Genomic DNA, 25,422 nt, shown 5'->3' on the forward strand with positions numbered 1-25,422 from the left:
TCAAATGACGGGTTTAAGTCCGAATGAAGGTGCCGGTGCCCGTGAGGATGTTCTGCAGGGTTTCCTGCACTTCAGGCATGTCTGACGCGGCGGTGCCGTGGGTGATCTCCAACTGGTCCTTACCACCCAGGGCATCGGCATCGCCGGCCGCCAGTTCGATCAATAAGGTGGTGTCGCCCAGCGTCACTTTCAGCCCATCGAGAGTCGAAGGTTCGTAGTCCCAGGTCAGCTCCACTTCATCTTCATCCGGGTAACGGGTGAGCATGAACATTTCGCCGTTCTTGCCGTGACAGCACAGCATGGCCATGTTGTCTTCTTCGTCGTCGCACGGGGTGACCATCAGGGCGTCGGTTTTCAGCTGCAGCATGGGGCAATCCTGTGTAGGGGAGGGCAATTGTGCCATTGCGGCGAATTTTGTGCTTCATCCTGTGTCGGAACTTAGGCATGACCTGACGGACCGGATCGGTCATTTCTGGTACTGATGGTGTTCAAAGTAGCAAGATTTTCTACCGAAAATCCGGGGTTGCCCAAGTTGCAACCGACACCCTGCTTACCGATGACCGAATATGTCGCAGCATCGCAAGCAGCGCTCTTCCTACACTCGTTAAGCTGCGCAACGGATGTGCCCTGTGCCAGGCGCCTGACCTGCCCGTCGTATCGTCACCTGGCCAGGGGCATGCCGTATGGAAGTTGTATGTGACCTGACTGTCTTGTCCAGCTTCACCCACCTGTCACCCTGATTCGTTTATGGTGCTTGTCAGCACACCAGCGAACAGAGCTGACGGTCTCCCCGCAAGGGGACAACACGCGACGCTTTCATCAATAACAAGCCCAAGCGGAGTACCACAGATGGCGTTCTTCACCGCAGCCAGCAAGGCCGACTTCCAGCATCAACTGCAAGCGGCACTGGCGCAGCACCTCAGTGAACAGGCACTGCCACAAGTGGCGCTGTTCGCTGAACAATTTTTCGGCATCATTTCCCTGGACGAACTGACCCAGCGTCGCCTTTCCGACCTGGCCGGTTGCACCCTGTCTGCCTGGCGCCTGCTTGAGCGCTTTGATCACACCCAACCGCAAGTGCGGGTTTACAACCCCGATTACGAACGTCATGGCTGGCAATCGACCCACACCGCGGTCGAAGTGCTGCACCATGACCTGCCCTTTCTGGTCGACTCGGTACGCACCGAGCTGAACCGCCGTGGCTACAGCATCCATACCCTGCAAACCACCGTGCTCAGCGTGCGTCGTGGCAGCAAGGGCGAGCTGCTGGAAATCCTGCCCAAGGGCACCCAGGGCGAAGGCATCCTGCAAGAATCGCTGATGTACCTGGAGATCGACCGCTGCGCCAATGCCGCCGAGCTGAACGTGCTGAGCAAAGAGCTTGAGCAGGTGCTGGGCGAAGTGCGCGTGGCCGTGGCCGATTTCGAACCGATGAAAGCCAAGGTCCAGGACCTGCTGGCCGGTATCGACGCCAGTGCGTTCGCCATCGACGGCGAAGAAAAAGCCGAAATCAAGAACTTCCTCGAATGGCTGGTGGGCAACCATTTCACCTTCCTGGGCTACGAAGAGTTCGTGGTACGTGACGAGGCGGACGGCGGTCATATCGAATATGACGCCAGCTCCTTCCTCGGTCTGACCAAGCTGCTGCGCGCCGGCCTCACCGCCGAAGACCTGCGCATCGAAGACTACGCCGTGGCCTACCTGCGCGAGCCGACCGTGCTGTCGTTCGCGAAGGCCGCCCACCCAAGCCGCGTGCACCGCCCGGCTTACCCGGACTATGTGTCGATTCGCGAGATCAGCGCCGACGGCAAGGTCATCAAGGAACACCGTTTCATGGGCCTGTACACCTCGTCGGTGTATGGCGAAAGCGTACGAGTCATCCCGTACATCCGTCGCAAAGTGGCCGAGATCGAACGCCGTTCGGGCTTCCAGGCCAAGGCGCACCTGGGAAAAGAGCTTGCCCAAGTGGTTGAAGTACTGCCCCGTGACGACCTGTTCCAAACCCCGGTCGACGAGCTGTTCAGCACCGTGATGTCGATTGTGCAGATCCAGGAACGCAACAAGATCCGCGTGTTCCTGCGCAAAGACCCGTACGGTCGTTTCTGCTACTGCCTGGCCTACGTGCCACGCGACATCTACTCCACCGAAGTACGCCAGAAGATCCAGCAAGTGCTGATGGACCGTCTGAAGGCTTCGGACTGCGAGTTCTGGACCTTCTTCTCCGAGTCCGTGCTGGCCCGTGTGCAACTGATTCTGCGGGTTGATCCCAAGAACCGCCTGGACATCGACCCGCTGCAACTGGAAAAAGAAGTGGTGCAGGCCTGCCGCAGCTGGCAGGACGACTACGCCAGCCTGGTAGTGGAAAGCTTCGGCGAAGCCCAGGGCACTAACGTGCTGGCGGATTTCCCCAAAGGCTTCCCGGCCGGCTACCGCGAGCGTTTTGCCGCGCATTCGGCTGTGGTCGACATGCAGCACCTCAACAGCCTGACCGAAGCCAACCCGCTGGTGATGAGCTTCTATCAGCCGCTGGGCCAGGTCTCCGGCCAGCGCGAGCTGCATTGCAAGCTCTACCACGCCGATACGCCGCTGGCGCTGTCCGACGTGCTGCCGATCCTGGAAAACCTCGGCCTGCGTGTGCTGGGCGAGTTCCCGTATCGCCTGCGTCACGCCAATGGCCGTGAGTTCTGGATCCATGACTTTGCGTTCATCGCCGCCGAAGGCGTGAACCTGGATATCCAGCAGCTCAACGACACCTTGCAGGATGCGTTCGTGCACATCGTACATGGCGATGCCGAGAACGATGCGTTCAACCGCCTGGTGCTTACCGCCGGCCTGCCTTGGCGCGACGTGGCATTGCTGCGTGCCTATGCCCGTTACATGAAGCAGATTCGCCTGGGCTTCGACCTGGGTTACATCGCCAGCACCCTGAACAACCACACCGACATCGCCCGCGAATTGACCCGGTTGTTCAAGACCCGCTTCTACTTGGCGCGCAAGCTCACTGCCGACGACCTGGAAGACAAGCAGCAACGCCTGGAGCAAGCGATCCTCAGCGCCCTGGACGACGTCCAGGTGCTCAACGAAGACCGCATCCTGCGTCGCTACCTGGACCTGATCAAGGCCACCCTGCGTACCAACTTCTACCAGACCGATGCCAACGGCCAGAACAAGTCGTACTTCAGCTTCAAGTTCGACCCGCGTGCTATCCCAGAGCTGCCCAAGCCCGTGCCGAAGTTTGAAATCTTCGTGTACTCGCCACGGGTCGAAGGCGTGCACCTGCGCTTTGGCAACGTGGCCCGTGGCGGCCTGCGCTGGTCCGACCGTGAAGAAGACTTCCGCACCGAAGTGCTCGGCCTGGTAAAAGCCCAGCAAGTGAAGAACTCGGTGATCGTGCCGGTAGGCGCCAAGGGCGGCTTCCTGCCGCGTCGCCTGCCATTGGGCGGCAGCCGGGACGAGATCGCGGCCGAAGGCATCGCCTGCTACCGCATCTTCATTTCCGGCCTGTTGGACATCACCGACAACCTGAAAGACGGCGCCCTGGTGCCGCCGGCCAACGTCGTGCGCCATGACGACGATGACCCGTACCTGGTGGTGGCGGCGGACAAGGGCACTGCGACCTTCTCCGACATCGCCAACGGCATTGCCATCGACTACGGCTTCTGGCTGGGCGATGCGTTCGCTTCCGGCGGTTCGGCCGGTTACGACCACAAGAAAATGGGCATCACCGCCAAGGGCGCGTGGGTGGGTGTGCAGCGTCACTTCCGTGAGCGCGGCATCAACGTGCAGGAAGACAGCATCACCGTGGTGGGCGTCGGCGATATGGCCGGTGACGTGTTCGGTAACGGTTTGTTGATGTCGGACAAACTGCAACTGGTCGCAGCGTTCAACCACCTGCATATCTTCATCGACCCGAACCCGAACCCGGCCACCAGCTTCGTCGAGCGCAAGCGTTTGTTCGAACTGCCGCGTTCGGCCTGGACCGACTACGACACCAGTATCATGTCCGAAGGCGGCGGTATCTTCTCGCGCAGCGCGAAAAGCATTGCCATCTCGCCACAGATGAAAGAACGCTTCGACATCCAGGCCGACAAGCTGACCCCGACCGAACTGCTCAACGCCTTGCTCAAGGCGCCGGTGGACCTGTTGTGGAACGGCGGTATCGGTACTTACGTCAAGGCCAGCACCGAGAGCCATGCCGATGTGGGCGACAAGGCCAACGACGCGTTGCGCGTCAACGGCAACGAGCTGCGCTGCAAGGTAGTGGGCGAGGGCGGTAACCTCGGCATGACCCAGCTGGGGCGTGTGGAATTCGGCCTCAATGGCGGCGGTTCCAACACCGACTTCATCGATAACGCCGGTGGCGTGGACTGCTCCGACCACGAAGTGAACATCAAGATCCTGCTCAACGAAGTGGTGCAGGCCGGTGACATGACCGACAAGCAGCGCAACCAGCTGCTGGCGAGCATGACCGACGAAGTCGGCAACCTGGTGTTGGGCAACAACTACAAGCAGACCCAGGCCCTGTCCCTGGCCGCGCGCAAGGCTTACGAGCGTGCTGCCGAGTACAAGCGCCTGATGAGCGACCTGGAAGGCCGTGGCAAGCTGGACCGCGCCATCGAGTACCTGCCGACCGAAGAGCAGCTCACCGAGCGCGCCTCCAGCGGCAAGGGCCTGACCCGTCCGGAACTGTCGGTGCTGATCTCGTACAGCAAGATCGACCTCAAGGAAGCACTGCTCAAGTCGCTGGTACCGGATGACGAGTACCTGACCCGTGACATGGAGACCGCGTTCCCACCGAGCCTGGTGGCCAAGTTCGGCGAAGCCATGCGTCGCCACCGTCTGAAGCGCGAGATCGTCAGCACCCAGATCGCCAACGACCTGGTCAACCACATGGGCATCACCTTCGTTCAACGACTCAAAGAGTCGACCGGCATGAGCCCGGCGAACGTGGCGGGCGCTTATGTGATCGTGCGGGACATCTTCCATCTCCCGCACTGGTTCCGTCAGATTGAAGCCCTGGACCACCAGGTTTCCGCTGACGTGCAGCTGGAGCTGATGGATGAACTGATGCGCCTGGGCCGTCGCGCTACGCGCTGGTTCCTGCGCAGCCGTCGCAACGAGCAAGACGCCGGGCGTGACACCGCGCACTTCGGTCCGCACCTGGCCGCGCTGGGCCTCAAGCTCGACGAACTGTTGGAAGGCCCGACCCGCGAAGGCTGGCAGAACCGCTACCAGGCCTACACCCAGGCCGGCGTACCGGAGTTGTTGGCGCGCATGGTTGCAGGTACTACCCACCTGTACACCTTGCTGCCGATCATCGAAGCCGCCGACGTGACCGGGCATGACGCTGCCGAAGTGGCCAAGGCCTACTTCGCCGTTGGCAGCGCCCTGGACCTGCCTTGGTACTTGCAGCAGATCAGCGATCTGCCGGTTGCCAACAACTGGCAGGCCCAGGCCCGCGAAGCCTTCCGCGATGACGTGGACTGGCAGCAACGGGCGATCACCATCTCGGTCCTGCAAATGGCCGATGCGCCACAAGACATGGAAGCCCGCGTGGCCCTGTGGCTTGAGCAGCACCAGGACATGGCGGATCGCTGGCGCGCCATGATGGTGGAAATTCGTGCTGCGGTGGGCACGGACTATGCCATGTACGCGGTGGCCAACCGTGAGTTGCTGGACCTGGCGTTGAGTGGTCAGTCGGTGTTGCAACCGGCTTGATACCTCGCTAAACCAAAAGCCCCCGCATCGTGAGATGCGGGGGCTTTTTATTTGATCTGGAATGCGATCAATGTGGGAGCGAGCTTGCTCGCGAAAAACGTCAACGATAACGCGTGCTTGCTGAATGAACGCGGCGCCTGTGAGTTTTTCGCGAGCAAGCTCGCTCCTACAATGGCATTAAGGCAAGCCAGCTCCCACAGGTTGATCTTCATTCACTGGGGATCAGTGGTGTTTGAGTAGTCGGGTTTCCAGGTGATCCAGATGCTGGGTCATCAGGGCGACAGCCGCGTGGGCGTCGCGCTGTTCCACGGCATCCACAATCGCCACATGCTCCTGCCACGCGCAATAGGTGCAGGCCTTTGCTTCAAATTGCGCAATGATCAACGACGTCAACGGCACCAGGCTGTTGAGAAACTGGGCCAGCGGCGCATTGCCGGCCATGTGCGCCAGTTGCAGATGAAACTCTCCGGAAAACCGGATCGCCGGCCCCCGCTGATCACGCTCAATGGCCTCGCGCTCCTGGGCAATCAGCTCGCGCAGTTGGCGAATCTGCATCGCGGTGGCCTGGGCGCAGGCCAGTTGCACCACGGTAATCTCGGTGATGCGCCGGGCTTCCAGAATCTGCCGTGTGTGCTGGGCATCCGGCGCGGCGACCTGGGCGCGCTGGTTGGGGCGCAGGATGACCACTTGCTGATGGGACAGCTTGGCGAGCACCCGGCGAATCACGCTGCGGCTCACGCCAAAGAGTTCGCCCAGGCCTTCTTCGGTGAAGCGGCTGGCGGGCGCAATGCGTTGCTCAAGAATGGCGTCGAACAAGCGTGGGTAAATGTCGTCCACCGAGGGCTTTTTTTCGGGCGTCCAGCGTAGGGACGTGAGGGGGCAATTGCGTTGCAGGGCGTGAGCGTTCATGGCCGGTCTCCGAAAATCAACTGCCCAGATGGTCGTCCGGGATATTCAAGCGAATGCCTATGCGCAGGCCTTCCTGCAGAATGTGCCGGCGCATTTCGGCACTGGCCAGGGCGCTGTTCTTGTTGCGGATAGCGCGTACCACGGCTTCGTTCTCTTGCAGGCGTTCGGCCAGGTGTTCTGGCGAGTTGCGCAATACCTGGGCGCTTTGTTTGAGCGCGGTGCTGGTTTGCTGCACCACGTTCTGAAAGATCGGGTTGGAAGTCAGGGCGAACAGTTCTTCATGGAAGTCGATATAGGCGTTCATGCCGGCTTCGGCATCGCCCGCATCGAGGGCCTCGCGCATGTCCATCAAGGTCAGGCGCAGTTGGCCGATTTCCTTGCTGCTGATGGACTGGGCCACCAGGCCGACGATGAAAGGTTCGAGGGTGTAGCGCAGTTGCAGGATGTCCTCGAGGCTGGCATCGGCCACGGCGTCGCTCGATTGCGGCTCGCTGACGCTGGTTTCCAGCACGACCACGCCTTTGCCCGGCATGGAGCGCACCAGGCCGAGGGTCTCCAGCACGATCACTGCTTCGCGCAGGCTCGGGCGGCTGATGCCCAGCTGTTCGGCGAGTTCACGCTGGCCAGGCAGCATTTCACCGCGGCGCCACTGGCCTCGCGCCAAGGCGGCGCGCAGTTTTTCTACCACTGAATTGACGACGGTTGAGGTGCTGATCACGTCGAAGGCTCCTTGATGTTGCTCATACAGTATTCAGTCTGGCGAAGGTCCAATGTGGGAGCTGGCTTGCCTGCGATGACTGAGTGTCAGGCACTACATTTGACGCTGACCCACCGCTATCGCAGGCAAGCCAGCTCCCACATCGGATGGGTGTTGTCCTAGAACTCCTGATGCGCCGGCAGCACCGGCTTCTTGGCCTGGAAGGCATAGCCTTGCTGGCCGTCGAGCACCTTGTTGGCGCGCTGGATATCAATGTCTTTTTCCCAGCGCGCAATTGCCACGGTGGCCACGCAGTTGCCGATCAGGTTGGTCAGCGCCCGGCCGATGCCCATGAACCAGTCCACCGCCAGCACCAACACCAGGCCGACCACCGGAATCGCCGGGATCGCCGTGAGCGTTGCCGCCAGAATCACCAGCGCCGAGCCTGGAATGCCATGGGCGCCCTTGGAGGTGATCAACGATACCAAAAGGATGGTCAGCAAGTCGGTCATCGACAGTGGTGTGCCGGTGGCGTTGGCGATAAATACGATGGCCAGGGTCAGGTAGATGGAAAAACCGTCGAGGTTGAACGAGTAGCCGGTGGGAATCACCAGGCCCACGGTGGAGCTGCCGATGCCCAGGTGTTCCAGCTTGCGCATGATCTGCGGCAACACCGCGTCGGACGAAGCGGTGCCCATCACGATCAGCAGCTCCTCGCGCAGGTACTTGAGCAGCGGCAACATGCGCAGGCCGGACAGGCGCATCACCAGCCCGAGGATCACCGCCACGAAGGCAAAGCAGGTCAGGTAGAAAAGCCCCACCAGGCTGCCCAGGTGTTGCAGCGAGTCAAGGCCGTAGGTGCTGGTGGTGAAGGCGATGGCACCGAATACGCCAATCGGCGCCAGGCGCACGATCATGCCCATGATGCGGAAGATCACATGGCTCAATTCATTGATCAGCCGCGAAATACCGCTGGCCGCTTCGCCCACCAAGTTCAAAGCGCTGCCGAACAGCACCGAGAACAACAGCACTTGCAGCACGTTGTTGTCGGCAAAAGCGCCGACCACCGAGTTGGGGATCAACTCCATCAGGAACTGGCTGGTGCCGCGGATGTGCTGGCCCTTGTCGGCCAACTCATTCAAGCCGGCGGAAGAAAGTTGCTCCAGGTGAATATTGGCGCCGCTGCCGATGCCGGTGCTGAAGGCCATGATCAGGCCGAGCACCAGGGCGACGGTGGTCAGCATCTCAAAATAGATCACCGACTTGAGGCCGATGCGCCCGACCTTCTTCAAGTCGCCCGCGCCGGAAATACCGCTGACCACCACGCAGAATACAATCAGGCCAATCAGCATTTTGATCAGCTTGATAAAGCCGTCACCCAAGGGTTTGAGTTGCGAGGAGAATTCGGGAAGGGCCAGGCCGCAGGCGATGCCGAGCATCAGGCCAATCACGACTTGCAGGAAAATCGAACGCGAGCACCATCTGAGCATGGGAGGGATCTCTATTCGGTGCCCTGGTGGTTCCAGGGCTTAATTGTTGTGGTCTTACCGGTAAGTCCAGTGCGGGGCCAGTCTACGCTCGGTTTTTTTCAAATCACAAGCAAATATTTGGCGGTTGGCAGGTCCCGGTCTGACCAGTTGGTCGGTAAGTGCGACGCTTGAGCGGTTGGCGCAGGTTATTTTTTTTTGCGTATCATCGCCTTCGGCATACGAGGTGATGGATGGACCAACCAGGGCTGACAACCGACGAAGCAGGGCGCATGTATTGCGCCTGGCGCACTGCAGCGCCTGCGTACCTGCATTACCACGACCACGAGTGGGGTGTGCCGGTGGCGGATGACATCGCGCTGTACGAGAAGATCTGCCTGGAGGGTTTTCAGGCGGGGATGGCGTGGATCACCATCCTGCGTAAGCGCGAAAACTTTCGCCAGGCGTTCGAGGGCTTTGATTTTCGCCGGGTGGCGCAGTACGGCGAGGCGGACATCGAGCGGTTGATGGGCGAGCCGGGCATCGTGCGCAATCGGGCGAAGATCGTCTCGGCCATCAACAATGCACGCCGGGCCTGTGAACTGGTGGAGGAGACTGGCTCGCTGGCGCGCTGGCTGTGGACGTTCGAACCCGGCACAGAAGAGCGGCCGGCAGTGGTGGATATGGCTTACTGGACGGCCAATCCGACTTCAGCGGCTTCGGTGCGTTTGTCCAAAGCCCTGAAGAAACGCGGCTGGACCTTTGTCGGCCCGACCACGATGTATGCGTTGATGCAGGCGATGGGGATGGTCAATGATCATTTGGAGGGGTGCGAGTGCCGGCCGCGCATTGAACAGCAGCGCAAGCTATTCAAACGTCCATGACCAGACACGGTTAACACTGTGGGAGCTGGCTTGCCTGCGATGGCGGTGTATCAGCCAGCTCATCTTTTACTGACCCACCGCTATCGCAGGCAAGCCAGCTCCCACATGGGTTTTTTGGTGTTGCTAATTATTTGGGAAGCGGGGTTAGTACCTCAGCCTTGTCATCCAGCACCATCACCACCAGCAGCTTGGCCGGTTGGGTCTGGCTGGCATTGCTTGACTCAAAATGCCGCGAGCCGGCCGGTTCGTAGAACGATTGCCCGGCTTTGTAGGTGATCGCCTTTTCATCATTGACCCGCGAGGTAATCTGGCCTTCGAGCACATACGCCACGGCGGTGCCGGTGTGGCTGTGGGGCACGGTGGCCTGGCCGGGGGCGTAGTCCACGGTGAGCATGATGGTTTTCTTGCCCGGCACGTTGGTCAAGGCGTGCTCTTGCAGTACCTTGAGCGTTTCCTGGTTGTAGACCGGGTCGTGGGCAAATGCACTGAGGGAGACGAGCATCAGTGTGGCAGCGAATAAGCGTTTCATGATGAGGGTTCCATCGAGTTCAAGACCGCTTCACCCTACGCCGCAGAGGGCCTGCCACCAATGACCAATGCGCCGGAAAACTGCCTAGCCAATCTGCAGGAGAATATCGCGAACCTTGTTCAGCGCGGGGTCAATGTCCAGGGTCTCGATGGCACCGAACCCCAGAATCAGCCCCGAGCGCACCGGCAGATCGTGAAAGAACACGTCCAGGGGATACAACCCCACCTCGACCTCACGCGCCCGTTCCATCAGTAAGGGAATATTCACCGGCACCTTGCACAGGGCCGCCAGGTGAAAACCCGCCACCGTCGGTACTGCCTCGAACCACGGCGATAGATCGCCCGCCAGGCGCTGCAATATGCGTTCGCGACGCCCCGCATAGAGGCTGTGACAGCGACGAATATGCTTGAGCAGGTAACCTTCATTGATGAACTTGGCCAGTGCCCACTGCGGCAGGGTAGCGCTGTGCTGGTCGGTCAATTTCTTGGCCTTGAGCACTGCTGCGTAGATGGCCGGCGGCAGCACCGCATAGCCCAGGCGTAATTCCGGCGACAGGGTTTTGGAGAAGGTGCCGACGTAGGTAACCACGCCTCGGGTATCCATGCTTTGCAGGGAGTCGGTGGGGCGGCCTTCGTAGCGGAATTCGCTGTCGTAATCGTCTTCAATGATGATCGCGCCAAGCGCAATGGCGCGGTCCAGCAGGGCCTCGCGCCGCGCCTGGCTCATGGGCATGCCAAGGGGAAATTGGTGCGACGGTGTCACATAGATCAGGCGGGTGCCATCCGGGATCTGGTCGACCTGCAAGCCCTCTTTGTCGACGGCCACACTGGCAACATTGGCGCCCATCGCGACGAACAATTGGCGTGCGGGGCTGTAGCCTGGGTCTTCCATCGCGACCAGGCTGCCCGGCTCAAGCACCACGCGGGCAATCAGGTCCAGTGCCTGCTGTGCCCCGTTGGTGACCACGATATCGCCGGCCCCGCATTTGACCCCGCGAGAAAACGCGATATGCCCGGCGATGGCTTCGCGCAGGGCGGGCACGCCTTCTGGCTGGCTGTAAAAACCACTGTTCTGGGCGATACGGCGCAACGCATCCTGGGTACAACGCCGCCATTCGTCCTGGGGGAAGTGGTGGCGTGTCGTCGCGCCGCCGATAAATTCGTAGCGCAGGATGTCTTCACGGGCGGGGTGGCCCATGGGCGAGGGCAGTGCCGCCCATTTGCCCAGGTTGGCGGCGCACGCCAGGTCGGTGGCGGTTTGCACGCGATCGGGCTGTGGCGCCCACGCGTTGACGAAGGTGCCGCGGCCGATCTTGCCAATCAGCAGGCCTTCGTAGGTCAAGGTGGCGTAGGTGTCCGACACGGTCTTGCGCGAGATGCCCAGTTGTTCGGCGAGCAGTCGGCTGGGGGGCAGTTGCGCGCCCGCCGACAGTCGCCCGGTGGCGATGGCTTGGCGCAATTGCTGGTAAAGCTGGGCAGCCAGGTCCTTGCGGCCGGTGATGACGAGGTGCAGTTCCATGTTTAATCCTGGGACAGATCGATCTGCGCCAAGGTTACGCGCAAATCGATCTGAAAAAACCCAGATGAGGTCAGGACAAGAAGCCGCCGTCCACATTCAGCGAAACGCCGGTGGTATAGCTCGACGCGTCACTGGCCAGGTACAACACTGCGCCGGCCATTTCGCTGGGGGCGGCAACGCGCTTGAGCGGGATTTGCGCCAGGGCCATGTTCAGGATCGAATCGTTCTTGACCAGCGCCGAGGCGAACTTGGTATCGGTCAGGCCTGGCAACAGGGCATTGCAACGGATGCCAAAGGCCGCACATTCCTTGGCAAACACCTTGGTCATGTTGATCACGGCGGCCTTGGTCACCGAGTAGATGCCCTGGAACACACCCGGCGAGATGCCGTTGATCGAGGCCACGTTGATGATGCTGCCGCCGCCGTTCTCGCGCATCAGCTTGCCGGCTTCCACCGACATGAAGAAGTAACCACGGATATTCACGTCGACGGTTTTCTGGAACGCGCCGAGGTCGGTGTCCAGTACGTTGCAGAACTGCGGGTTGGTGGCGGCGTTGTTGACCAGGATATCCAGGCGGCCGAACTGTTCGCGAATGCCGGCGAACACCTGGGTGATCTGCTCCATTTCACCAATATGGCAGGCAATGGCCGTGGCTTTGCCGCCGTCGGCGATGATCGCATCAGCCACGTGCTGGCAGCCTTCCAGCTTACGGCTGGAGACAATCACATGGGCACCTTGCTGGGCCAGTAACTTGGCGATGGCCTCACCGATGCCACGGCTGGCGCCGGAAACAAACGCAATCTTGCCGTCGAGGTCGAACAGGTTGGTCTTGGACATGAGGGTTCCTTGTAGTTGCACTCAGAGCGCTGATTTGCCGATGACATTCAGGCTCATCTGCTCCAGCAGTTTGTTCATGTGGATGAACTGCGCGAAGCGTTTGTCCTGGGTCTGGCCGTGGAAGAAGCGGTAGTAGATCTGCTGCACAATCCCGGCCAGGCGGAACAGGCCGTAGGTGTAATAGAAATCGAAATTGTCGATCTGGATGCCGGAGCGCTCGGCGTAGTAGTCGACAAACTGGCGGCGGGTGAGCATGCCAGGGGCGTTGCTTGGCTGGCGGCGCATCAGTTGCACTGGGGCCGGGTCCGCGGCCTCGATCCAGTAGGCGAGGGTGTTGCCCAGGTCCATCAGCGGGTCGCCCAGGGTGGTGAGCTCCCAGTCCAGCACGCCGATGATCTGCATCGGGTTGTGCGGGTCGAGGATCACGTTGTCGAAGCGGTAATCGTTGTGCACGATGCTGGAGGTGGGGTGATCGGCTGGCATCTTGTCGTTGAGCCAGGCGCGTACCGCCTCCCATTTTGGCGCATCGGGCGTCAGGGCTTTTTCATAGCGCTCGCTCCAGCCGCGAATCTGCCGTGCCACGTAGCCTTCAGGCTTGCCCAGGTCGGCCAGGCCGCAGGCGGTGTAGTCGACCTGGTGCAGCTCGACGAATTTGTCGATAAAGCTTTTGCACAAGGCTTCGGTGCGGGTGGCGTCCAGGCCCAGTTCAGCCGGCAGGTCGGACCGCAGGATGATGCCGTTGACGCGCTCCATCACATAGAACTCGGCGCCGATCACCGATTCATCGGTGCAGTGCACATAGGCTTTGGGGCAGTACGGGAAGCCATCTTTGAGCTGGTTGAGAATGCGGTATTCGCGGCCCATGTCGTGGGCTGACTTGGCCTTGTGGCCAAACGGCGGGCGACGCAGCACAAATTCCTGGCCTGGGTATTCCAGCAGGTAGGTCAGGTTCGACGCACCGCCCGGAAACTGGCTGATGGTGGGCGTGCCATCCAAGCCCGGGATATGGGCCTTGAGGTAGGGATCGATCAGGCTGGCATCAAGTTCTTCGCCTGGGCGAATCTGGGTCGATTGGTCGTTCAGCGCCATGCTTATCCCTTCTGCTTATTCTAAAGGCCTTGGACTATTTCCTAATCTAATGCGCACAGCCGCCCAGCGACAAGGTCGGGGCGGCTTAATAGGTTAGCGTGTTGAAGCGTGATCAGCGTGCCTGATCGGTCATTTTGCAGGCGCTGGCAAGGCCACCGGTGTAAGCACGGGGCGGCCGGCGAAGTATTCCACCAGGTTGTCAGCGACGCGCTGCACCGTGTCATGGACCGCTTCCGGGGACAGCCCGGCCACGTGGGACGTCAGCACGGTATTGCTCAGGCGCTTGAGGGCATCGGGCACTGCGGGTTCATCGTCAAATACGTCCAGCGCGGCGCCGCCGATGCGTCGCTGTTCCAGCGCGGCAACCAGGTCGGCGGTCGCCACCACGCTGCCGCGGCCAATGTTGACCAGAAAACCGTGCGGCCCCAGGGCGTCCAGAGCGTGGCGGTCGATCAGGTGGCGAGTGCTGGCACCGCCGGGCGTGGCCAGCACCAGGAAGTCCGAGGTGCGCGCCAGCTCAACAGCCGTCGCACAGTAGGTGTAATCCACGTCATCGCGGGGTTGGCGGTTGTGATAACTCACCTCCATGCCGAACCCCAGGGCGGCGCGCCGGGCAATCTCCATGCCCACCGCGCCCAGCCCGACAATCCCCAGGTGTTTACCGCTGATGGAAGGGCGCATCACCTTCGGCCATTCGCCGCGCCGTACCGCCGCATCTGTCTGGGGAATGCCACGCACCAGCGCCAGCAACAACGCCATGGCGTGATCGGCCACCGAAGGGGCGTTCACGCCGGCGCCGTTGGTAACCACAATCCCACGGTTGCTCGCCGCCTGCAGGTCTACATGCTCGTAGCCGGCACCGATCACGCAAATGATCTCCAGCAGGGGCAGCGCGGCGATTTCCTCGGCGTAAAGCCCCAGCGGGCCACGGGTCAGCACCGCCTGGATCTGCCCACCATGGGTCTTGATCGCCTGGGCGCGTTCAGCGGGCGTCGGCGCCAGGATCACATGAAAGTCACTGCTTTCGATGATTTGCAGGTATTCGTTGATGGTTTCAACCAGGACCAGAACAGTGGTGGGCATCGCAAGGCTCTTCCTGAAGGGTTTGAGAGCATGAGTATGCGGGATTTGTAAGACAGAGCGTTTTATTGAGATGGAAAAATTTCCCCGCCCGTAAGGCCCGTCTGATTTTACATACCGTCCATCCGCGCCCGCTTTTTTGCGCAAGACTTCAATGACTTTCCCACCAGCAGAGACGACATGGATGCCTGTTCCTGCCGCACCCGAAGAGATCGAATGGACACCGTATGGTTACAAACACTGCCCCTCAGCCCAGGTTCCCTGGAGAACAGTGATCGCCAGTACGCTGATTGGCCCCGCCAAGTACAGGCCAGGTATCGCTATTGAAAAGCTTGAAAGGGAGGCTTATAAAAACGGAACGCCCACTACCAATGGAAAACCTTGGAGAGTGATGGAGTTCTCCCACTGCATTGGTGCCAGCCATGGCAAACTCAGCCGCTGGGTGCGGATAGAGCTCAGCGCTGGTGCTATTCATGGTCACCCGATTTCTGAACAGGAATTCAGGAGGTTAACAAATTGATCTCGCTTAACTTTACTGGTGGCACAGTCACCCATGACGATCTGTCGCACCTGCAGGATATTGCAGTGGCCAAGCAGGTCGATCTGTTAAAGGAAGATATGCTCCAGGTGGAGTTCGCCGAGGGATTGTTGCTGGATGTGGGTTGGTACCCAGAATTTGATGCGGCGGGTGGTTTTCGGATAAATGTCATCAAGAACTATGACTGGGACCTCCCACTTATGGCGCTGACGGCCCACGAAACCTCTGAATTGTTAGAAAAACTGGCTATTGCGCAGAACGCCATACAAAGCGAGCTGCGCAATCCAAACCTGGGCACCTCGGCCACTTAGCAAGTGCGCCAGCTACTGCGCAGTCCCCGTTTGCCGTGCCTGGGCTCGCTCTCTTTGCGCGATCGGCATGAAGTCGTAGGTCGGGAAGAATTCTGTCTTGTAGACACCCCACGCCGTGTTCTCGATGGCCAGGTTGACTTGGGCCAGGCGCGACGCCGGTAAACGCAGCACGATGACCTGCCCGATGCCCATGGTGATATTCCAGCTGACGACTTCGACACCTTCCGGCGGGAAGACTTTATGAAATTCCTGCTTGGCCAGCTGGGCTTTCAATTCGCCCAGCGGGCGTGATTGGTCGTGTTTAAGAAACACGGTCAACATGACGGTGTTATCGGGCATGGCGGCGATGTTTTTGGTGGGCAGTGTTGTGCTGGCCTGTAGCGTCGTTGCGCTGGGTAACAGCACGGCTGCCAGCAGTGCAGGCATTAATAGCGATTTGAATGAAATATATGGCTTTTTCATGAAGTGTCTCTTTTGTTGTTGGTTTTTATGGCTGGGTATAAAGAAGGTATTCAACTAGTTTGACATTTGAGTCTTTATCGGCCCTGTGTAAGGGGCATGTACAACGTAAATTCTAACGGGAGGGTTGGTCGCTACCATGTCGCGAGGGACTTCGCGAGAATACGTGAACTCGGTGCTGTCCAGTTTTTCCAGCCTTCTGACGATGGTGCGGTGCGGGCCAAGGTCGGGCACCAGGATGTGGGTCTGCTTGTCGCCAGTGACCAGGAAATAGCCGCCTCCGCCGTCGGGGTGTTTCGAGCGCCCCGTATCGGTGTAGAAGAACTCATAACGATTGCGCTGCGGGTCCCACATCGATATACCCACCACGCCGGGGTACTGGGCCTTGACGTCGTTTTCTGGCTCGCCTTCTATATAGACTTTGGTGGTCAGCCATTGGGGCGAGGAGGCCAGGGCACTTATATCCGCCTCGTGTTCAACAGGCTTGGCGTAAGTGGCAGGCGCGCCTAATAAGCCTGCAAAGAGCAGGCCGGTAACTGCAAGGGTGAGTCTTCGCATTGTCAAACTCCTTGAGCGTTGACTAAGTGTTGTTATCGTCTTTTTGGTTGGTGCGCGATAAATATTAGTTCGTGAATTTGTGCGCGCTCAATAGCGGTGTATGGTTCTGTAACAGTTGAGGTGCTGTATGAGTAATAATATGTTTTTGAAGGAAGTTAATTCTGGACTTGTTGTCGGACTCTTCTTGTATGTTGAGTGCGTTAAAGGGAAAGAGCTATTTTTCGTAAGACTCCTCAGTCATCCAAATCCTCCCTCAGGGCGGCCTCTGAACGGCTGCACCGCCTAACCATTGCTCAGCTAAGTCTTTGCTTCTCCAAGAGAATCCCGGACAATCCGGCCCTTGTTTCGGCCAGGGCGCTGCCTGTCAGGTTTTTCTGACTCGTGCTGGCCGTGTGAATGCGGAGATCCGACCGGATGAATGATCAGGCCAATAGCGTCGACGAACGCTATGCAACGACACCTGCAACGCTCACAAGCTGGAGCCGCCAGGACACTACCTGGATGCTCGGGCTATTCGGTACCGCCATTGGCGCCGGTACTTTGTTCTTGCCTATCAACGCGGGCCTGGGGGGCTTCTGGCCGTTGGTGATCCTGGCGTTGCTGGCTTTCCCGATGACGTTCTTTGCCCACCGTGGGCTGACCCGTTTCGTGCTGTCCGGCCGTGAAGGTTCCGACATCACCGACGTGGTTGAAGAGCATTTCGGTATCAAGGCCGGTGCGCTGATCACCTTGCTGTACTTCTTTGCAATCTTCCCGATCCTGCTGATCTACAGCGTGGCGCTGACCAATACCGTCAGCAGCTTCATGGAGCACCAGTTGCATATCCTGCCGCCGCCCCGGGCGATCCTGGCGTTTGTGTTGATCCTGGGTCTGCTGGCCGTGGTGCGTTGCGGTGAGCAAGTGATCGTCAAGGCCATGAGCTTGATGGTGTACCCGTTCATTGTGGCCTTGCTGTTCCTGGCGGTGTACCTGGTACCGCACTGGAATGGCGGCATTCTCAGCACCGCCAGCGAAGTGCCGGCACCCTCGGCGTTGCTCAACACGCTGTGGCTGGCGATTCCGGTGATGGTGTTCTCGTTCAACCATTCACCGATCATCTCGGCCTTCGCGGTGGACCAGAAGCGCCAGTACGGCGCACACGCCGAGGAGCGCAGTTCGCAGATCCTGTCCCGCGCGCACTTGCTGATGGTGGCGATGGTGCTGTTCTTCGTGTTCAGTTGCGTGCTGACCCTGTCACCCGCGCAGTTGGCCGAAGCGAAAGCGCAGAACCTGTCGATCCTGTCTTATCTGGCTAACCACTTCGATAACCCGACGATTGCCTTTGCCGCACCGTTGATTGCATTCGTGGCGATTGCCAAGTCGTTCCTGGGCCACTACATCGGCGCCAGCGAGGGCCTCAAGGGCCTGGTGGTCAAGACCGGCCGCCGCCCGGCACCCAAGACCCTGGACCGCATGACCGCAGCCTTCATGCTGGTGGTGTGCTGGATCGTCGCCACGCTCAACCCGAGCATCCTGGGCATGATCGAGACCCTGGGCGGGCCGGTGATTGCGTCGATTCTGTTCCTGATGCCGATGTACGCCATCCGCAAGGTGCCGGCCATGGCCAAGTACCGTGGGCAGGCGTCGAATGTGTTTGTGACTGCGGTTGGTTTGGTTGCCATTACGGCGTTGGTGTATTCGCTGCTTGCCTGAACCCTGATGCGGTCTATCTGACTGTTCAGATATAAATAGGTGGGAGCTGGCTTGCCTGCGATGCGAAGCGAGCCGCTCTTGATCTTGATCTGCTCCGTGCTTGTGATCTTGATCTTAGGCGCCCCGTTAAACCACGCTGGCCGGAATTCGCCAGGGATTTGGGGGGTAAACCGGCAGGGATGCCGGTTTAGCCGCCCCGCGCCATGGATGGCGCGTGGCGGCGACCCCCCAAATCACTGGCGGATTACGGGCACACCGAGCCTAGGCGAGGTGCCGAGTGGTGGGGCAAGAGCCCTTTGGTTACTTTGGGGCTTTTCCAAAGTGACCCGCCGTCAGGGCGGAACCCTAAGTGGCCGTTACCTAAAAACGGATATGTACCCGGTCCAACTGTGTTGACTGCCAGGCCGCCTTCGCGAGCAAGCCCGCTCCCATATTAGGATCGCGGGGTGTCAGGTAGATAGGCGCCGGCTGGCAGGCCGTCATCGCAGGCAAGCCAGCTCCCACATTTGGATCGCGTTGCGTCAGTTAGATCAGCATCGTCTGTCAGGCCGTCCCGGGAGCAAGCTCCCTCGCCACAGGGTCCGCGGCTCCCACATTTGTTTTGTGTTGGCAGTAATGGTTAGTTCCAGGCATAAAAAAACGCCGCGTACCTTGCGATACGCGGCGTTTTTCACATCAACACACCGTTAGGCTTGAATCACCGGGATGTTGGCGCTCGCTGCGATCTTGCGGAACTCAGCGATCTGGTCGAAGTTCAGGTAGCGGTAGACGTCACTGGCCATGGTGTCCAGTTTCGCCGCGTAGCCCATGTACTCTTCGACGGTCGGCAGGCGACCCAGGGTAGAGGCCACGGCCGCCAGCTCAGCCGACGCCAGGTAGACGTTGGCACCATCACCCAGGCGGTTCGGGAAGTTACGGGTCGAGGTCGACACCACGGTGGAGTTCGGCTCAACGCGTGCCTGGTTACCCATGCACAGCGAGCAGCCTGGCATTTCCATGCGTGCGCCAGCCTTGCCGTAGATGCCGTAGTAGCCTTCTTCGGTCAGCTGGTGAGCGTCCATCTTGGTCGGCGGCGACAGCCACAGACGCGTTGGCAGCTGGCCCTTGACCTGCTCCAGCAGCTTGCCGGCAGCGCGGAAGTGACCGATGTTGGTCATGCACGAACCGATGAACACTTCGTCGATCTTCTCGCCAGCGACGCTGGACAGCAGACGAGCGTCGTCCGGGTCGTTTGGCGCGCAGAGGATCGGCTCGTTGATTTCCGCCAGGTCGATCTCGATGATTTCGGCGTATTCGGCGTCGGCATCGGCTTCCATCAGTTCCGGGTTGGCAACCCAGGCTTCCATCGCTTGGGCGCGACGTTCCAGGGTGCGTGCATCGCCGTAGCCTTCGCCGATCATCCAGCGCAGCAGGGTGATGTTGGAGTTCAGGTACTCGGTGACGGACTCTTTGGACAGCTTGATGGTGCAACCGGCAGCCGAACGTTCAGCCGAGGCGTCGGACAGCTCGAAAGCCTGTTCCAGCGTCAAGTCGTTCAGGCCTTCGATTTCCAGGATGCGGCCAGAGAAGGCGTTCTTCTTGCCTTTCTTCTCTACGGTCAGCAGGCCAGCCTGGATCGCGTAGTAAGGAATGGCATGAACCAGGTCACGCAGGGTGATGCCAGGTTTCATCTTGCCTTTGAAGCGCACCAGGATCGATTCCGGCATGTCCAGCGGCATGACGCCGGTGGCGGCGGCAAACGCGACCAGGCCAGAACCGGCCGGGAACGAGATGCCCATCGGGAAACGGGTGTGGGAGTCGCCACCGGTACCGACGGTGTCCGGCAGCAGCATGCGGTTCAGCCAGCTGTGGATGATGCCGTCGCCTGGACGCAGCGATACACCGCCACGGGTCATGATGAAGTCAGGCAGGGTGTGGTGGGTGGTCACGTCGATCGGCTTCGGGTAAGCCGCGGTGTGGCAGAAGGACTGCATCACCAGGTCGGTCGAAAAGCCCAGGCACGCCAGGTCTTTGAGTTCGTCACGGGTCATTGGGCCGGTGGTGTCCTGGGACCCCACGGTGGTCATCTTCGGCTCGCAGTAGGTGCCTGGACGAACGCCTTTGCCTTCTGGCAGGCCACAGGCCTTGCCGACCATTTTCTGCGCCAGGGTGAAGCCTTTGCCGGTGTCGACAGGCGCTTCAGGCAGCTTGAACAGGTCGGTTGGGCCCAGGCCCAGCTCAGCGCGTGCCTTGTCGGTCAGCCCACGGCCGATGATCAGCGGGATACGGCCGCCGGCGCGGACTTCGTCCAACAGCACCGGAGTCTTCATTTCGAAGGTGGTCAGGACTTCGTCGGTGCCGTGTTTGCAGACTTTGCCAGCATGCGGGTACAGGTCGATCACGTCGCCCATGTTCATGTTGGTGACGTCGAATTCGATTGGCAGTGCGCCAGCATCTTCCATGGTGTTGTAGAAGATCGGAGCGATCTTGCTGCCGAAGCAGAAACCGCCGGCACGCTTGTTCGGCACGTAAGGCACGTCGTCACCGAAGAACCACAGTACCGAGTTGGTCGCCGACTTACGCGACGAGCCGGTACCGACCACGTCACCGACGTAGGCGATCGGGAAGCCTTGGCCGCGCATTTCTTCGATCTGCTTCATCGGGCCGGTCTTGCCTTGCTCGTCCGGCACGATGCCTTCACGGGCCATTTTCAGCATGGCCAGGGCGTGCAGCGGGATGTCAGGGCGGGACCAGGCGTCAGGCGCAGGCGACAGGTCGTCGGTGTTGGTTTCGCCGGTGACCTTGAAGACGCGCAGGCTGATCTTGTCGGCCAGGGTAGGGCGGTTGCGGAACCACTCGCCATCAGCCCAGGACTGGATCACGCCTTTGGCGTGTTCGTTGCCATTACGGGCTTTTTCGGCGACGTCGTGGAACGCATCGAACATCAGCAGGGTGTGCTTGAGCTGGGCGGCCGCGACGGGCGCCAGTTCGGCGTCGTCCAGCAGCTCGACCAACGTCACGATGTTGTAGCCGCCTTGCATGGTGCCGAGCAGTTCAACAGCGCGTTTCTTGTCGATCAGGGGGGAAGTGGCTTCGCCCTTGGCCAGGGCAGACAGGAAACCGGCCTTGACGTAAGCGGCTTCGTCAACGCCTGGCGGAATGCGGTTGGTGATCAGGTCAACGAGGAATTCTTCTTCGCCAGCCGGAGGATTTTTCAGCAGCTCGACCAGGCCTGCGGTTTGTTCGGCGTTAAGCGGCTGGGGAACGATACCCAGTGCTGCACGCTCTTCGATATGTTTGCGGTAGGCTTCAAGCACAGTTATTACCCTCATCAGTGGTCCCACGGGACGCTCATCCAGAAATGAACGGCACGCATGCGCTCGGGGGCTTTTTGGGCCGCAAAGCCAGCGCTGCCGGCATTCCTTTACAGAAGCTGCTTTCAAAGTTTTACGCCTGCAGAACGGAGCTGATGAGGGTTGGCGCGGGCTCTGACCTACCGGGTCGAACCTGCGCCAACACCGTTCTGAAGGAACGACTGTGCTCGTGACGCTTTGAAAACAGCTTCCAGCGGATTATTGGCGCCTTACAAGGCCGGGTGATTCTACGGCAAAAAAAATCTAAAGGTAAGTTGCCTGCTCAAGTTTGCTGGGTGATCAACCTTAGACAAAGGGCTAACATGGCGCACTGTTTCGCTGATTTGCGTGTTGCTGCCCATGCCCAACCAAACCATCAAGACCCCCTGCGTCGGCCTGTGTTCCACGGTCTACGGCGATCTCGTGTGTCGTGGATGCAAGCGCTTCCACCATGAAGTGATCCAGTGGAACGGCTATAACGAAGAAGAAAAACGCGCGGTCTGGCTCAGGCTTGAGCAATTGTTGGTGCAGGTCATGGCCGGCAAAGTGGAGGTTTTCGACCCCAAGACCCTGCGCGGGCAATTGGAGCAACGCAAGATTCGCTTTGTGCCGCACCAGTCCGAGTATTGCTGGGCCTACCAGTTGATTGCCCGTGGAGCCCGGGTGATCAATAACCTGGAGGCCTATGGCATGGTGCTGTTGCCGGAGTTTCGCGACTGGGCGCTGCCTGAATTGCGCGATGCCATTGATCGCGAGTTCTTTATCTTGTCCGAGGCGCATTACCAGCGCTATATCGCACCGGGCTTCCTGAAGGATGCGCTGGGTAACTGACGGGCGAGGTTAATGTGGGAGCTGGCTTGCCTGCGATAGCGGTGTATCAGGAGCAAATGCGCCAGCTGACCCACCGCAATCGCAGGCAAGCCAGCTCCCACATTTGATCCCCATTGCCTGAAGGTCGGTGTCAGGGCTTGGTCTCCAGCTCTTCCAGATGATCCATCAGCGTCTGCGGTTTTAGCACCAGTACATCGCTTTGCACCGCATCCAGCACCACCTCCGCCGTATTGCCGATCAGCGCGCCGGAAATACCGGTACGCGCCACTGTGCCGATAATGGTCACCGCCGCCTGTAATTGATGGGCCATGTGCGGGATCAGCACATCGGCCGGGCCTTCCTTGATATGCAGGTGGCTGTCGTCCACGTCGAACTCAGCCTGGAATACCTTGCATTGCTCGCGATAGCGCGCCTCGATGGTTTCCTTGAGCTGAAAGGTCGGGTCGGCCGCCGACAGCATGGGCGACGGGTGGGCACTGATGACATGCAATTTGGCTTTGGCCAGGCTGGCGATATCAAAGCCATGGTCGATGATCGAGTTATGCAGCGAGCGGTGTTCGCCGTCTGTGTTGCCCACGTCGATGGCCGCCAGGATCACGCCGCCCGCCCAGGGGGTAGCGGTCTTGACCAGCAACACTGGCGTTGGGCAATAGCGCAGCAACTTCCAGTCCGCCGGGGTCAGCAGGGCTTTTTTCAGCGGGCTGTCGGGGAAGTGCTGTTTGATCACCAGGCCGCAGCCTTCGGCTTGCTGCACATCGATGATGGTTTCATGCAGGCTGTCGTTCCACGCTTGCTCGGTGGTGACGCTGTAGCCGTCTTCCGTCAAGCCTTGCTTGAGCAGGCTCAGCAGCGCCGAATGTTCGTGTTTCTTGTCACAGACCAGCAAGTGCAGGTGCGCGTCGGTCACCCCGGCAATCAGCTTGGCACGCTTGAGTGCCAGGCTTTCGGAATGCTCGGGCTCGATGACCACCAGGATGCTGCGGATGGCTTGCATGGTCGGGTTCTCCTGAAGGGTGGGCGTTGGATAACTATAGTTGCTGGCCGGCAGCCGTCATGTTGATACACATCAAGGCCGGTGGCTGGTGGTCTGCGGCGGGGTCGGTATAATCGGCGCCCTTTTGTATCCTTTGCCCGTGAGCCCGATGAACCTGCCCGAAATCCACGAATTCCTCGGCTGCCGCACCCCCGATGCCTGGGTGCAGGCCGCGTTGGCCGATCAGGAAACTCTGCTGATCGACCACAAGAACTGCGAATTCAAAGCCGCCAGCACCGCCTTGAGCCTGATGGCCAAGTACTACGGCCACGTTGACCTGATCAACATGATGTCGCGCCTGGCCCGCGAAGAGTTGGTGCACCACGAGCAGGTCATGCGCTTGATGAAAAAGCGCAAGGTCGAACTGCGTCAACTGCACGCCGGGCGTTATGCCTCGGGCTTGCGCAAGGTGGTGCGCAGCCATGAGCCGGTCAAGCTGGTGGACACCCTGGTGGTGGGCGCTTTTATCGAAGCGCGCAGTTGCGAACGTTTCGAAGCGCTGGTGCCGCATTTGGACGAAGAACTCGGCAAGTTCTACTTCGGCTTGCTCAAGAGCGAGGCGCGGCACTTCCAGGGCTACCTTAAGCTGGCGTACCAGTACGGCGACGCCAAGGACATCGCTCAGGTGATCGAGCGAGTGCGGGCCACCGAGCAGGAGCTGATCGAGTCACCCGACGTCGAGTTCCGCTTTCACAGTGGCGTGCCAGCCTGAGGCCACGGCCACACCGATCAAGGCGGTGATCCCCGCCAGCAGCAGGATCACCGTTGGCGTGCCCAAGGGCGCCGCCAGCACGGCAATCATCAAGCCCGCCAAGGGCTGGGCCAGGTTGTTGAGCAAGGTCATCACGCCGACTGTCTTGCCGAAGTCCTGCACTGGGATCACCCGTTGGCGGGTGCTGCGAAGATACACGTTGAACATCTTGTCGAAGCCGCTCACCAGCAGGAAGCCCACCGCGTAGTCCCACACGCCGGGGCTGAGGGCGGTGATCAGCGCGCCGACGGTGATCATCGAATACGACAGCCCGCCCAGTACCTTCAGCTTCAGCGATGAACGCGCCAGGTAGAACAGAATAGCGATGGTCACCAGCGCCCCGGCGGCTTGCAGCAGGGCATAGGCGTCTTTGCCCGCTGCGTAGTGGCCGGTGACCATCGCGGCCGAGGTGGCCAGCGTCACCCCGACTATCAGGTTCACGCCGACCGCCAGGACGATGATGCGCTTCAACTCCACCCGGCTGAAGATGTGGCCAAAGGCGGTGCGCAATGGTTGCAGCCAGATACCCGGGTGCTGTTGGTGTATTTCCAGGTTCACCATGGTGTTGCGCTGCCAGATCAGCATTGCCAGGTCTGCCAGCACAAACAGCACGGCCACCCCCAGCACCACCCAAGGCCACGCCCAGACTTCCAGGATCAGCGCCGCCACCAACGGGCCGAGCACCAGGCCACTCTGGTCGGCGATTTGCGAATAGGACAAGGTCTTGGCGTAGGTGTACTGCCCGAAGATATGCGGCATCACCACTTCCCGCGCCATGATGCCCTGGGTGGTCAACACGCCGCACAACGCGGACAGCATCACCAGCCAATGGATGCCGTCGAACAGCCCATAGCACGCCATCGCCACCACACACGCCAAGGCCCGATACACCTGGCTGATATGCAGGATACGCACCGGTGAAAACCTGTCGCACAGCGCACCGCATACCGGAAACGCCAGGTAACGCGGCAGCGACTCGGCAAAGAACGCCAGCCCCGCCCACGACACGCTTTGCGTGGTCTGGAACACGATCAGCGGCACGATAAACAGCAAAATCTGGTCGGCCAGCCGTGACAGGAATAGCGAAATGAAGAACGCCAGGTAATCCTCGCGCATGGAACTCCCTGTCAATGGCGTTAAAAAGTGCAGGCTATTTGTTAAAAACTCTTAAAAGCATGAAGCTTCTTCA

21 protein-coding genes are annotated in these 25,422 nt (G+C 60.1%); 7 read left to right on the forward strand and 14 right to left on the reverse strand.

What is annotated here, in order from left to right; all coding sequences use genetic code 11:
* Positions 1–13: 13 nt before the first annotated feature.
* A complete protein-coding gene (locus tag V8689_RS12820) occupies positions 14–367 on the reverse strand; it encodes a hypothetical protein (RefSeq protein ID WP_056784600.1) in 354 nt (117 codons plus the stop codon).
* 482 nt (positions 368–849) lie between these two features.
* Here V8689_RS12820 and V8689_RS12825 point away from each other — a divergent pair, with 482 nt between their 5' ends.
* Positions 850–5,718 carry an NAD-glutamate dehydrogenase gene (locus tag V8689_RS12825; protein ID WP_056784606.1) on the forward strand — a complete coding sequence of 1,623 codons (4,869 nt, stop codon included), beginning with the start codon at positions 850–852 and terminating at the stop codon, positions 5,716–5,718.
* Positions 5,719–5,940: 222 nt separating this feature from the next.
* Here V8689_RS12825 and V8689_RS12830 read toward each other — a convergent pair whose 3' ends face one another.
* From V8689_RS12830 to V8689_RS12840, 3 genes are all read right to left on the reverse strand, one after another.
* A complete protein-coding gene (locus V8689_RS12830; RefSeq protein ID WP_056784609.1) occupies positions 5,941–6,627 on the reverse strand; it encodes a GntR family transcriptional regulator in 687 nt (228 codons plus the stop codon).
* Between the two features lie 16 nt (positions 6,628–6,643).
* A complete protein-coding gene (locus tag V8689_RS12835) occupies positions 6,644–7,345 on the reverse strand; it encodes a FadR/GntR family transcriptional regulator (protein ID WP_434520722.1) in 702 nt (233 codons plus the stop codon).
* Positions 7,346–7,503: 158 nt separating this feature from the next.
* A complete protein-coding gene (locus V8689_RS12840; RefSeq protein ID WP_169855370.1) occupies positions 7,504–8,829 on the reverse strand; it encodes a C4-dicarboxylate transporter DctA in 1,326 nt (441 codons plus the stop codon).
* A gap of 215 nt (positions 8,830–9,044) precedes the next feature.
* Between V8689_RS12840 and V8689_RS12845 the strand changes: the two genes are divergently transcribed.
* Positions 9,045–9,674, forward strand: coding sequence for a DNA-3-methyladenine glycosylase I (locus tag V8689_RS12845; RefSeq protein ID WP_056784612.1), 630 nt, complete (start codon positions 9,045–9,047; stop codon positions 9,672–9,674).
* A 127-nt stretch (positions 9,675–9,801) separates the two neighbouring features.
* On the opposite strand, the gene V8689_RS12850 is transcribed toward V8689_RS12845, so the two are convergent.
* From V8689_RS12850 to V8689_RS12870, 5 genes are all read right to left on the reverse strand, one after another.
* Positions 9,802–10,203, reverse strand: a complete 402-nt coding sequence (locus V8689_RS12850) for a cupin domain-containing protein (RefSeq protein WP_056784614.1) — start codon at positions 10,201–10,203, stop codon at positions 9,802–9,804.
* Positions 10,204–10,287: 84 nt separating this feature from the next.
* Positions 10,288–11,721, reverse strand: coding sequence for a PLP-dependent aminotransferase family protein (locus tag V8689_RS12855; protein ID WP_056784617.1), 1,434 nt, complete (start codon positions 11,719–11,721; stop codon positions 10,288–10,290).
* A gap of 70 nt (positions 11,722–11,791) precedes the next feature.
* Positions 11,792–12,559, reverse strand: coding sequence for an SDR family oxidoreductase (locus tag V8689_RS12860; RefSeq protein WP_032892126.1), 768 nt, complete (start codon positions 12,557–12,559; stop codon positions 11,792–11,794).
* Positions 12,560–12,580: 21 nt separating this feature from the next.
* Positions 12,581–13,648 (reverse strand): phosphotransferase family protein, encoded by a 1,068-nt coding sequence (locus tag V8689_RS12865; RefSeq protein WP_056784620.1) that lies wholly within the window; start codon positions 13,646–13,648, stop codon positions 12,581–12,583.
* 129 nt (positions 13,649–13,777) lie between these two features.
* Positions 13,778–14,731, reverse strand: coding sequence for a 2-hydroxyacid dehydrogenase (locus tag V8689_RS12870; protein ID WP_056784622.1), 954 nt, complete (start codon positions 14,729–14,731; stop codon positions 13,778–13,780).
* Between the two features lie 181 nt (positions 14,732–14,912).
* Here V8689_RS12870 and V8689_RS12875 point away from each other — a divergent pair, with 181 nt between their 5' ends.
* Both V8689_RS12875 and V8689_RS12880 read left to right on the forward strand, forming a co-directional pair.
* On the forward strand, positions 14,913–15,248 hold the full coding sequence (locus tag V8689_RS12875) for a hypothetical protein (RefSeq protein WP_150073191.1): 336 nt from the start codon (positions 14,913–14,915) through the stop codon (positions 15,246–15,248).
* Positions 15,245–15,577: a hypothetical protein gene (locus V8689_RS12880; protein WP_032892123.1), complete on the forward strand. Its 333-nt coding sequence runs from the start codon at positions 15,245–15,247 to the stop codon at positions 15,575–15,577. The genes V8689_RS12875 and V8689_RS12880 overlap by 4 nt, the downstream gene beginning before the upstream one ends.
* 12 nt (positions 15,578–15,589) lie before the next feature.
* Here the strand turns inward: V8689_RS12880 and V8689_RS12885 are convergent, their stop codons facing one another.
* Positions 15,590–16,003: a hypothetical protein gene (locus V8689_RS12885; protein ID WP_081089357.1), complete on the reverse strand. Its 414-nt coding sequence runs from the start codon at positions 16,001–16,003 to the stop codon at positions 15,590–15,592.
* A 90-nt stretch (positions 16,004–16,093) separates the two neighbouring features.
* Entirely contained in the window at positions 16,094–16,594 is a 501-nt protein-coding gene (locus V8689_RS12890; RefSeq protein WP_056784630.1) for a DUF4822 domain-containing protein, read from the reverse strand.
* A gap of 414 nt (positions 16,595–17,008) precedes the next feature.
* On the opposite strand from V8689_RS12890, the gene V8689_RS12895 reads away from it, so the two are divergent.
* Positions 17,009–18,286 (forward strand): serine/threonine transporter, encoded by a 1,278-nt coding sequence (locus V8689_RS12895; RefSeq protein ID WP_056784632.1) that lies wholly within the window; start codon positions 17,009–17,011, stop codon positions 18,284–18,286.
* A gap of 686 nt (positions 18,287–18,972) precedes the next feature.
* Here V8689_RS12895 and acnB read toward each other — a convergent pair.
* A complete protein-coding gene (acnB, locus tag V8689_RS12900) occupies positions 18,973–21,582 on the reverse strand; it encodes a bifunctional aconitate hydratase 2/2-methylisocitrate dehydratase (RefSeq protein WP_032892119.1) in 2,610 nt (869 codons plus the stop codon).
* Positions 21,583–21,978: 396 nt separating this feature from the next.
* Between acnB and V8689_RS12905 the strand changes: the two genes are divergently transcribed.
* On the forward strand, positions 21,979–22,449 hold the full coding sequence (locus V8689_RS12905) for a DUF1289 domain-containing protein (RefSeq protein WP_032892118.1): 471 nt from the start codon (positions 21,979–21,981) through the stop codon (positions 22,447–22,449).
* A gap of 130 nt (positions 22,450–22,579) precedes the next feature.
* Here the strand turns inward: V8689_RS12905 and V8689_RS12910 are convergent, their stop codons facing one another.
* Positions 22,580–23,443, reverse strand: a complete 864-nt coding sequence (locus tag V8689_RS12910; protein ID WP_056784635.1) for a universal stress protein — start codon at positions 23,441–23,443, stop codon at positions 22,580–22,582.
* Positions 23,444–23,591: 148 nt separating this feature from the next.
* Here V8689_RS12910 and V8689_RS12915 point away from each other — a divergent pair, with 148 nt between their 5' ends.
* A complete protein-coding gene (locus tag V8689_RS12915; RefSeq protein ID WP_044273444.1) occupies positions 23,592–24,194 on the forward strand; it encodes a tRNA-(ms[2]io[6]A)-hydroxylase in 603 nt (200 codons plus the stop codon).
* Here the strand turns inward: V8689_RS12915 and V8689_RS12920 are convergent.
* Complete coding sequence (locus V8689_RS12920; RefSeq protein WP_056784638.1) at positions 24,150–25,349, reverse strand: MFS transporter; 1,200 nt, start codon at positions 25,347–25,349, stop codon at positions 24,150–24,152. The two genes, V8689_RS12915 and V8689_RS12920, sit on opposite strands and share 45 nt — an antisense overlap.
* Positions 25,350–25,422: the final 73 nt, after the last annotated feature.

This window comes from Pseudomonas sp. AK181 (genome assembly GCF_051122975.1).
GTDB lineage: Bacteria > Pseudomonadota > Gammaproteobacteria > Pseudomonadales > Pseudomonadaceae > Aquipseudomonas > Aquipseudomonas lactis.

Excerpts from the sequence above, each read along its gene's own strand:
- V8689_RS12820 (WP_056784600.1), bottom strand. The coding sequence starts at position 367 with ATGCTGCAGCTGAAAACCGACGCCCTGATGGTCACCCCGTGCGACGAC.
- V8689_RS12825 (WP_056784606.1), top strand. The coding sequence starts at position 850 with ATGGCGTTCTTCACCGCAGCCAGCAAGGCCGACTTCCAGCATCAACTG.
- V8689_RS12830 (WP_056784609.1), bottom strand. The coding sequence starts at position 6,627 with ATGAACGCTCACGCCCTGCAACGCAATTGCCCCCTCACGTCCCTACGC.
- V8689_RS12845 (WP_056784612.1), top strand. The coding sequence starts at position 9,045 with ATGGACCAACCAGGGCTGACAACCGACGAAGCAGGGCGCATGTATTGC.
- V8689_RS12850 (WP_056784614.1), bottom strand. The coding sequence starts at position 10,203 with ATGAAACGCTTATTCGCTGCCACACTGATGCTCGTCTCCCTCAGTGCA.
- V8689_RS12855 (WP_056784617.1), bottom strand. The coding sequence starts at position 11,721 with ATGGAACTGCACCTCGTCATCACCGGCCGCAAGGACCTGGCTGCCCAG.
- V8689_RS12860 (WP_032892126.1), bottom strand. The coding sequence starts at position 12,559 with ATGTCCAAGACCAACCTGTTCGACCTCGACGGCAAGATTGCGTTTGTT.
- V8689_RS12865 (WP_056784620.1), bottom strand. The coding sequence starts at position 13,648 with ATGGCGCTGAACGACCAATCGACCCAGATTCGCCCAGGCGAAGAACTT.
- V8689_RS12870 (WP_056784622.1), bottom strand. The coding sequence starts at position 14,731 with ATGCCCACCACTGTTCTGGTCCTGGTTGAAACCATCAACGAATACCTG.
- V8689_RS12875 (WP_150073191.1), top strand. The coding sequence starts at position 14,913 with ATGCCTGTTCCTGCCGCACCCGAAGAGATCGAATGGACACCGTATGGT.
- V8689_RS12885 (WP_081089357.1), bottom strand. The coding sequence starts at position 16,003 with ATGCCTGCACTGCTGGCAGCCGTGCTGTTACCCAGCGCAACGACGCTA.
- V8689_RS12890 (WP_056784630.1), bottom strand. The coding sequence starts at position 16,594 with ATGCGAAGACTCACCCTTGCAGTTACCGGCCTGCTCTTTGCAGGCTTA.
- V8689_RS12895 (WP_056784632.1), top strand. The coding sequence starts at position 17,009 with ATGAATGATCAGGCCAATAGCGTCGACGAACGCTATGCAACGACACCT.
- V8689_RS12905 (WP_032892118.1), top strand. The coding sequence starts at position 21,979 with ATGCCCAACCAAACCATCAAGACCCCCTGCGTCGGCCTGTGTTCCACG.
- V8689_RS12910 (WP_056784635.1), bottom strand. The coding sequence starts at position 23,443 with ATGCAAGCCATCCGCAGCATCCTGGTGGTCATCGAGCCCGAGCATTCC.
- V8689_RS12915 (WP_044273444.1), top strand. The coding sequence starts at position 23,592 with ATGAACCTGCCCGAAATCCACGAATTCCTCGGCTGCCGCACCCCCGAT.
- V8689_RS12920 (WP_056784638.1), bottom strand. The coding sequence starts at position 25,349 with ATGCGCGAGGATTACCTGGCGTTCTTCATTTCGCTATTCCTGTCACGG.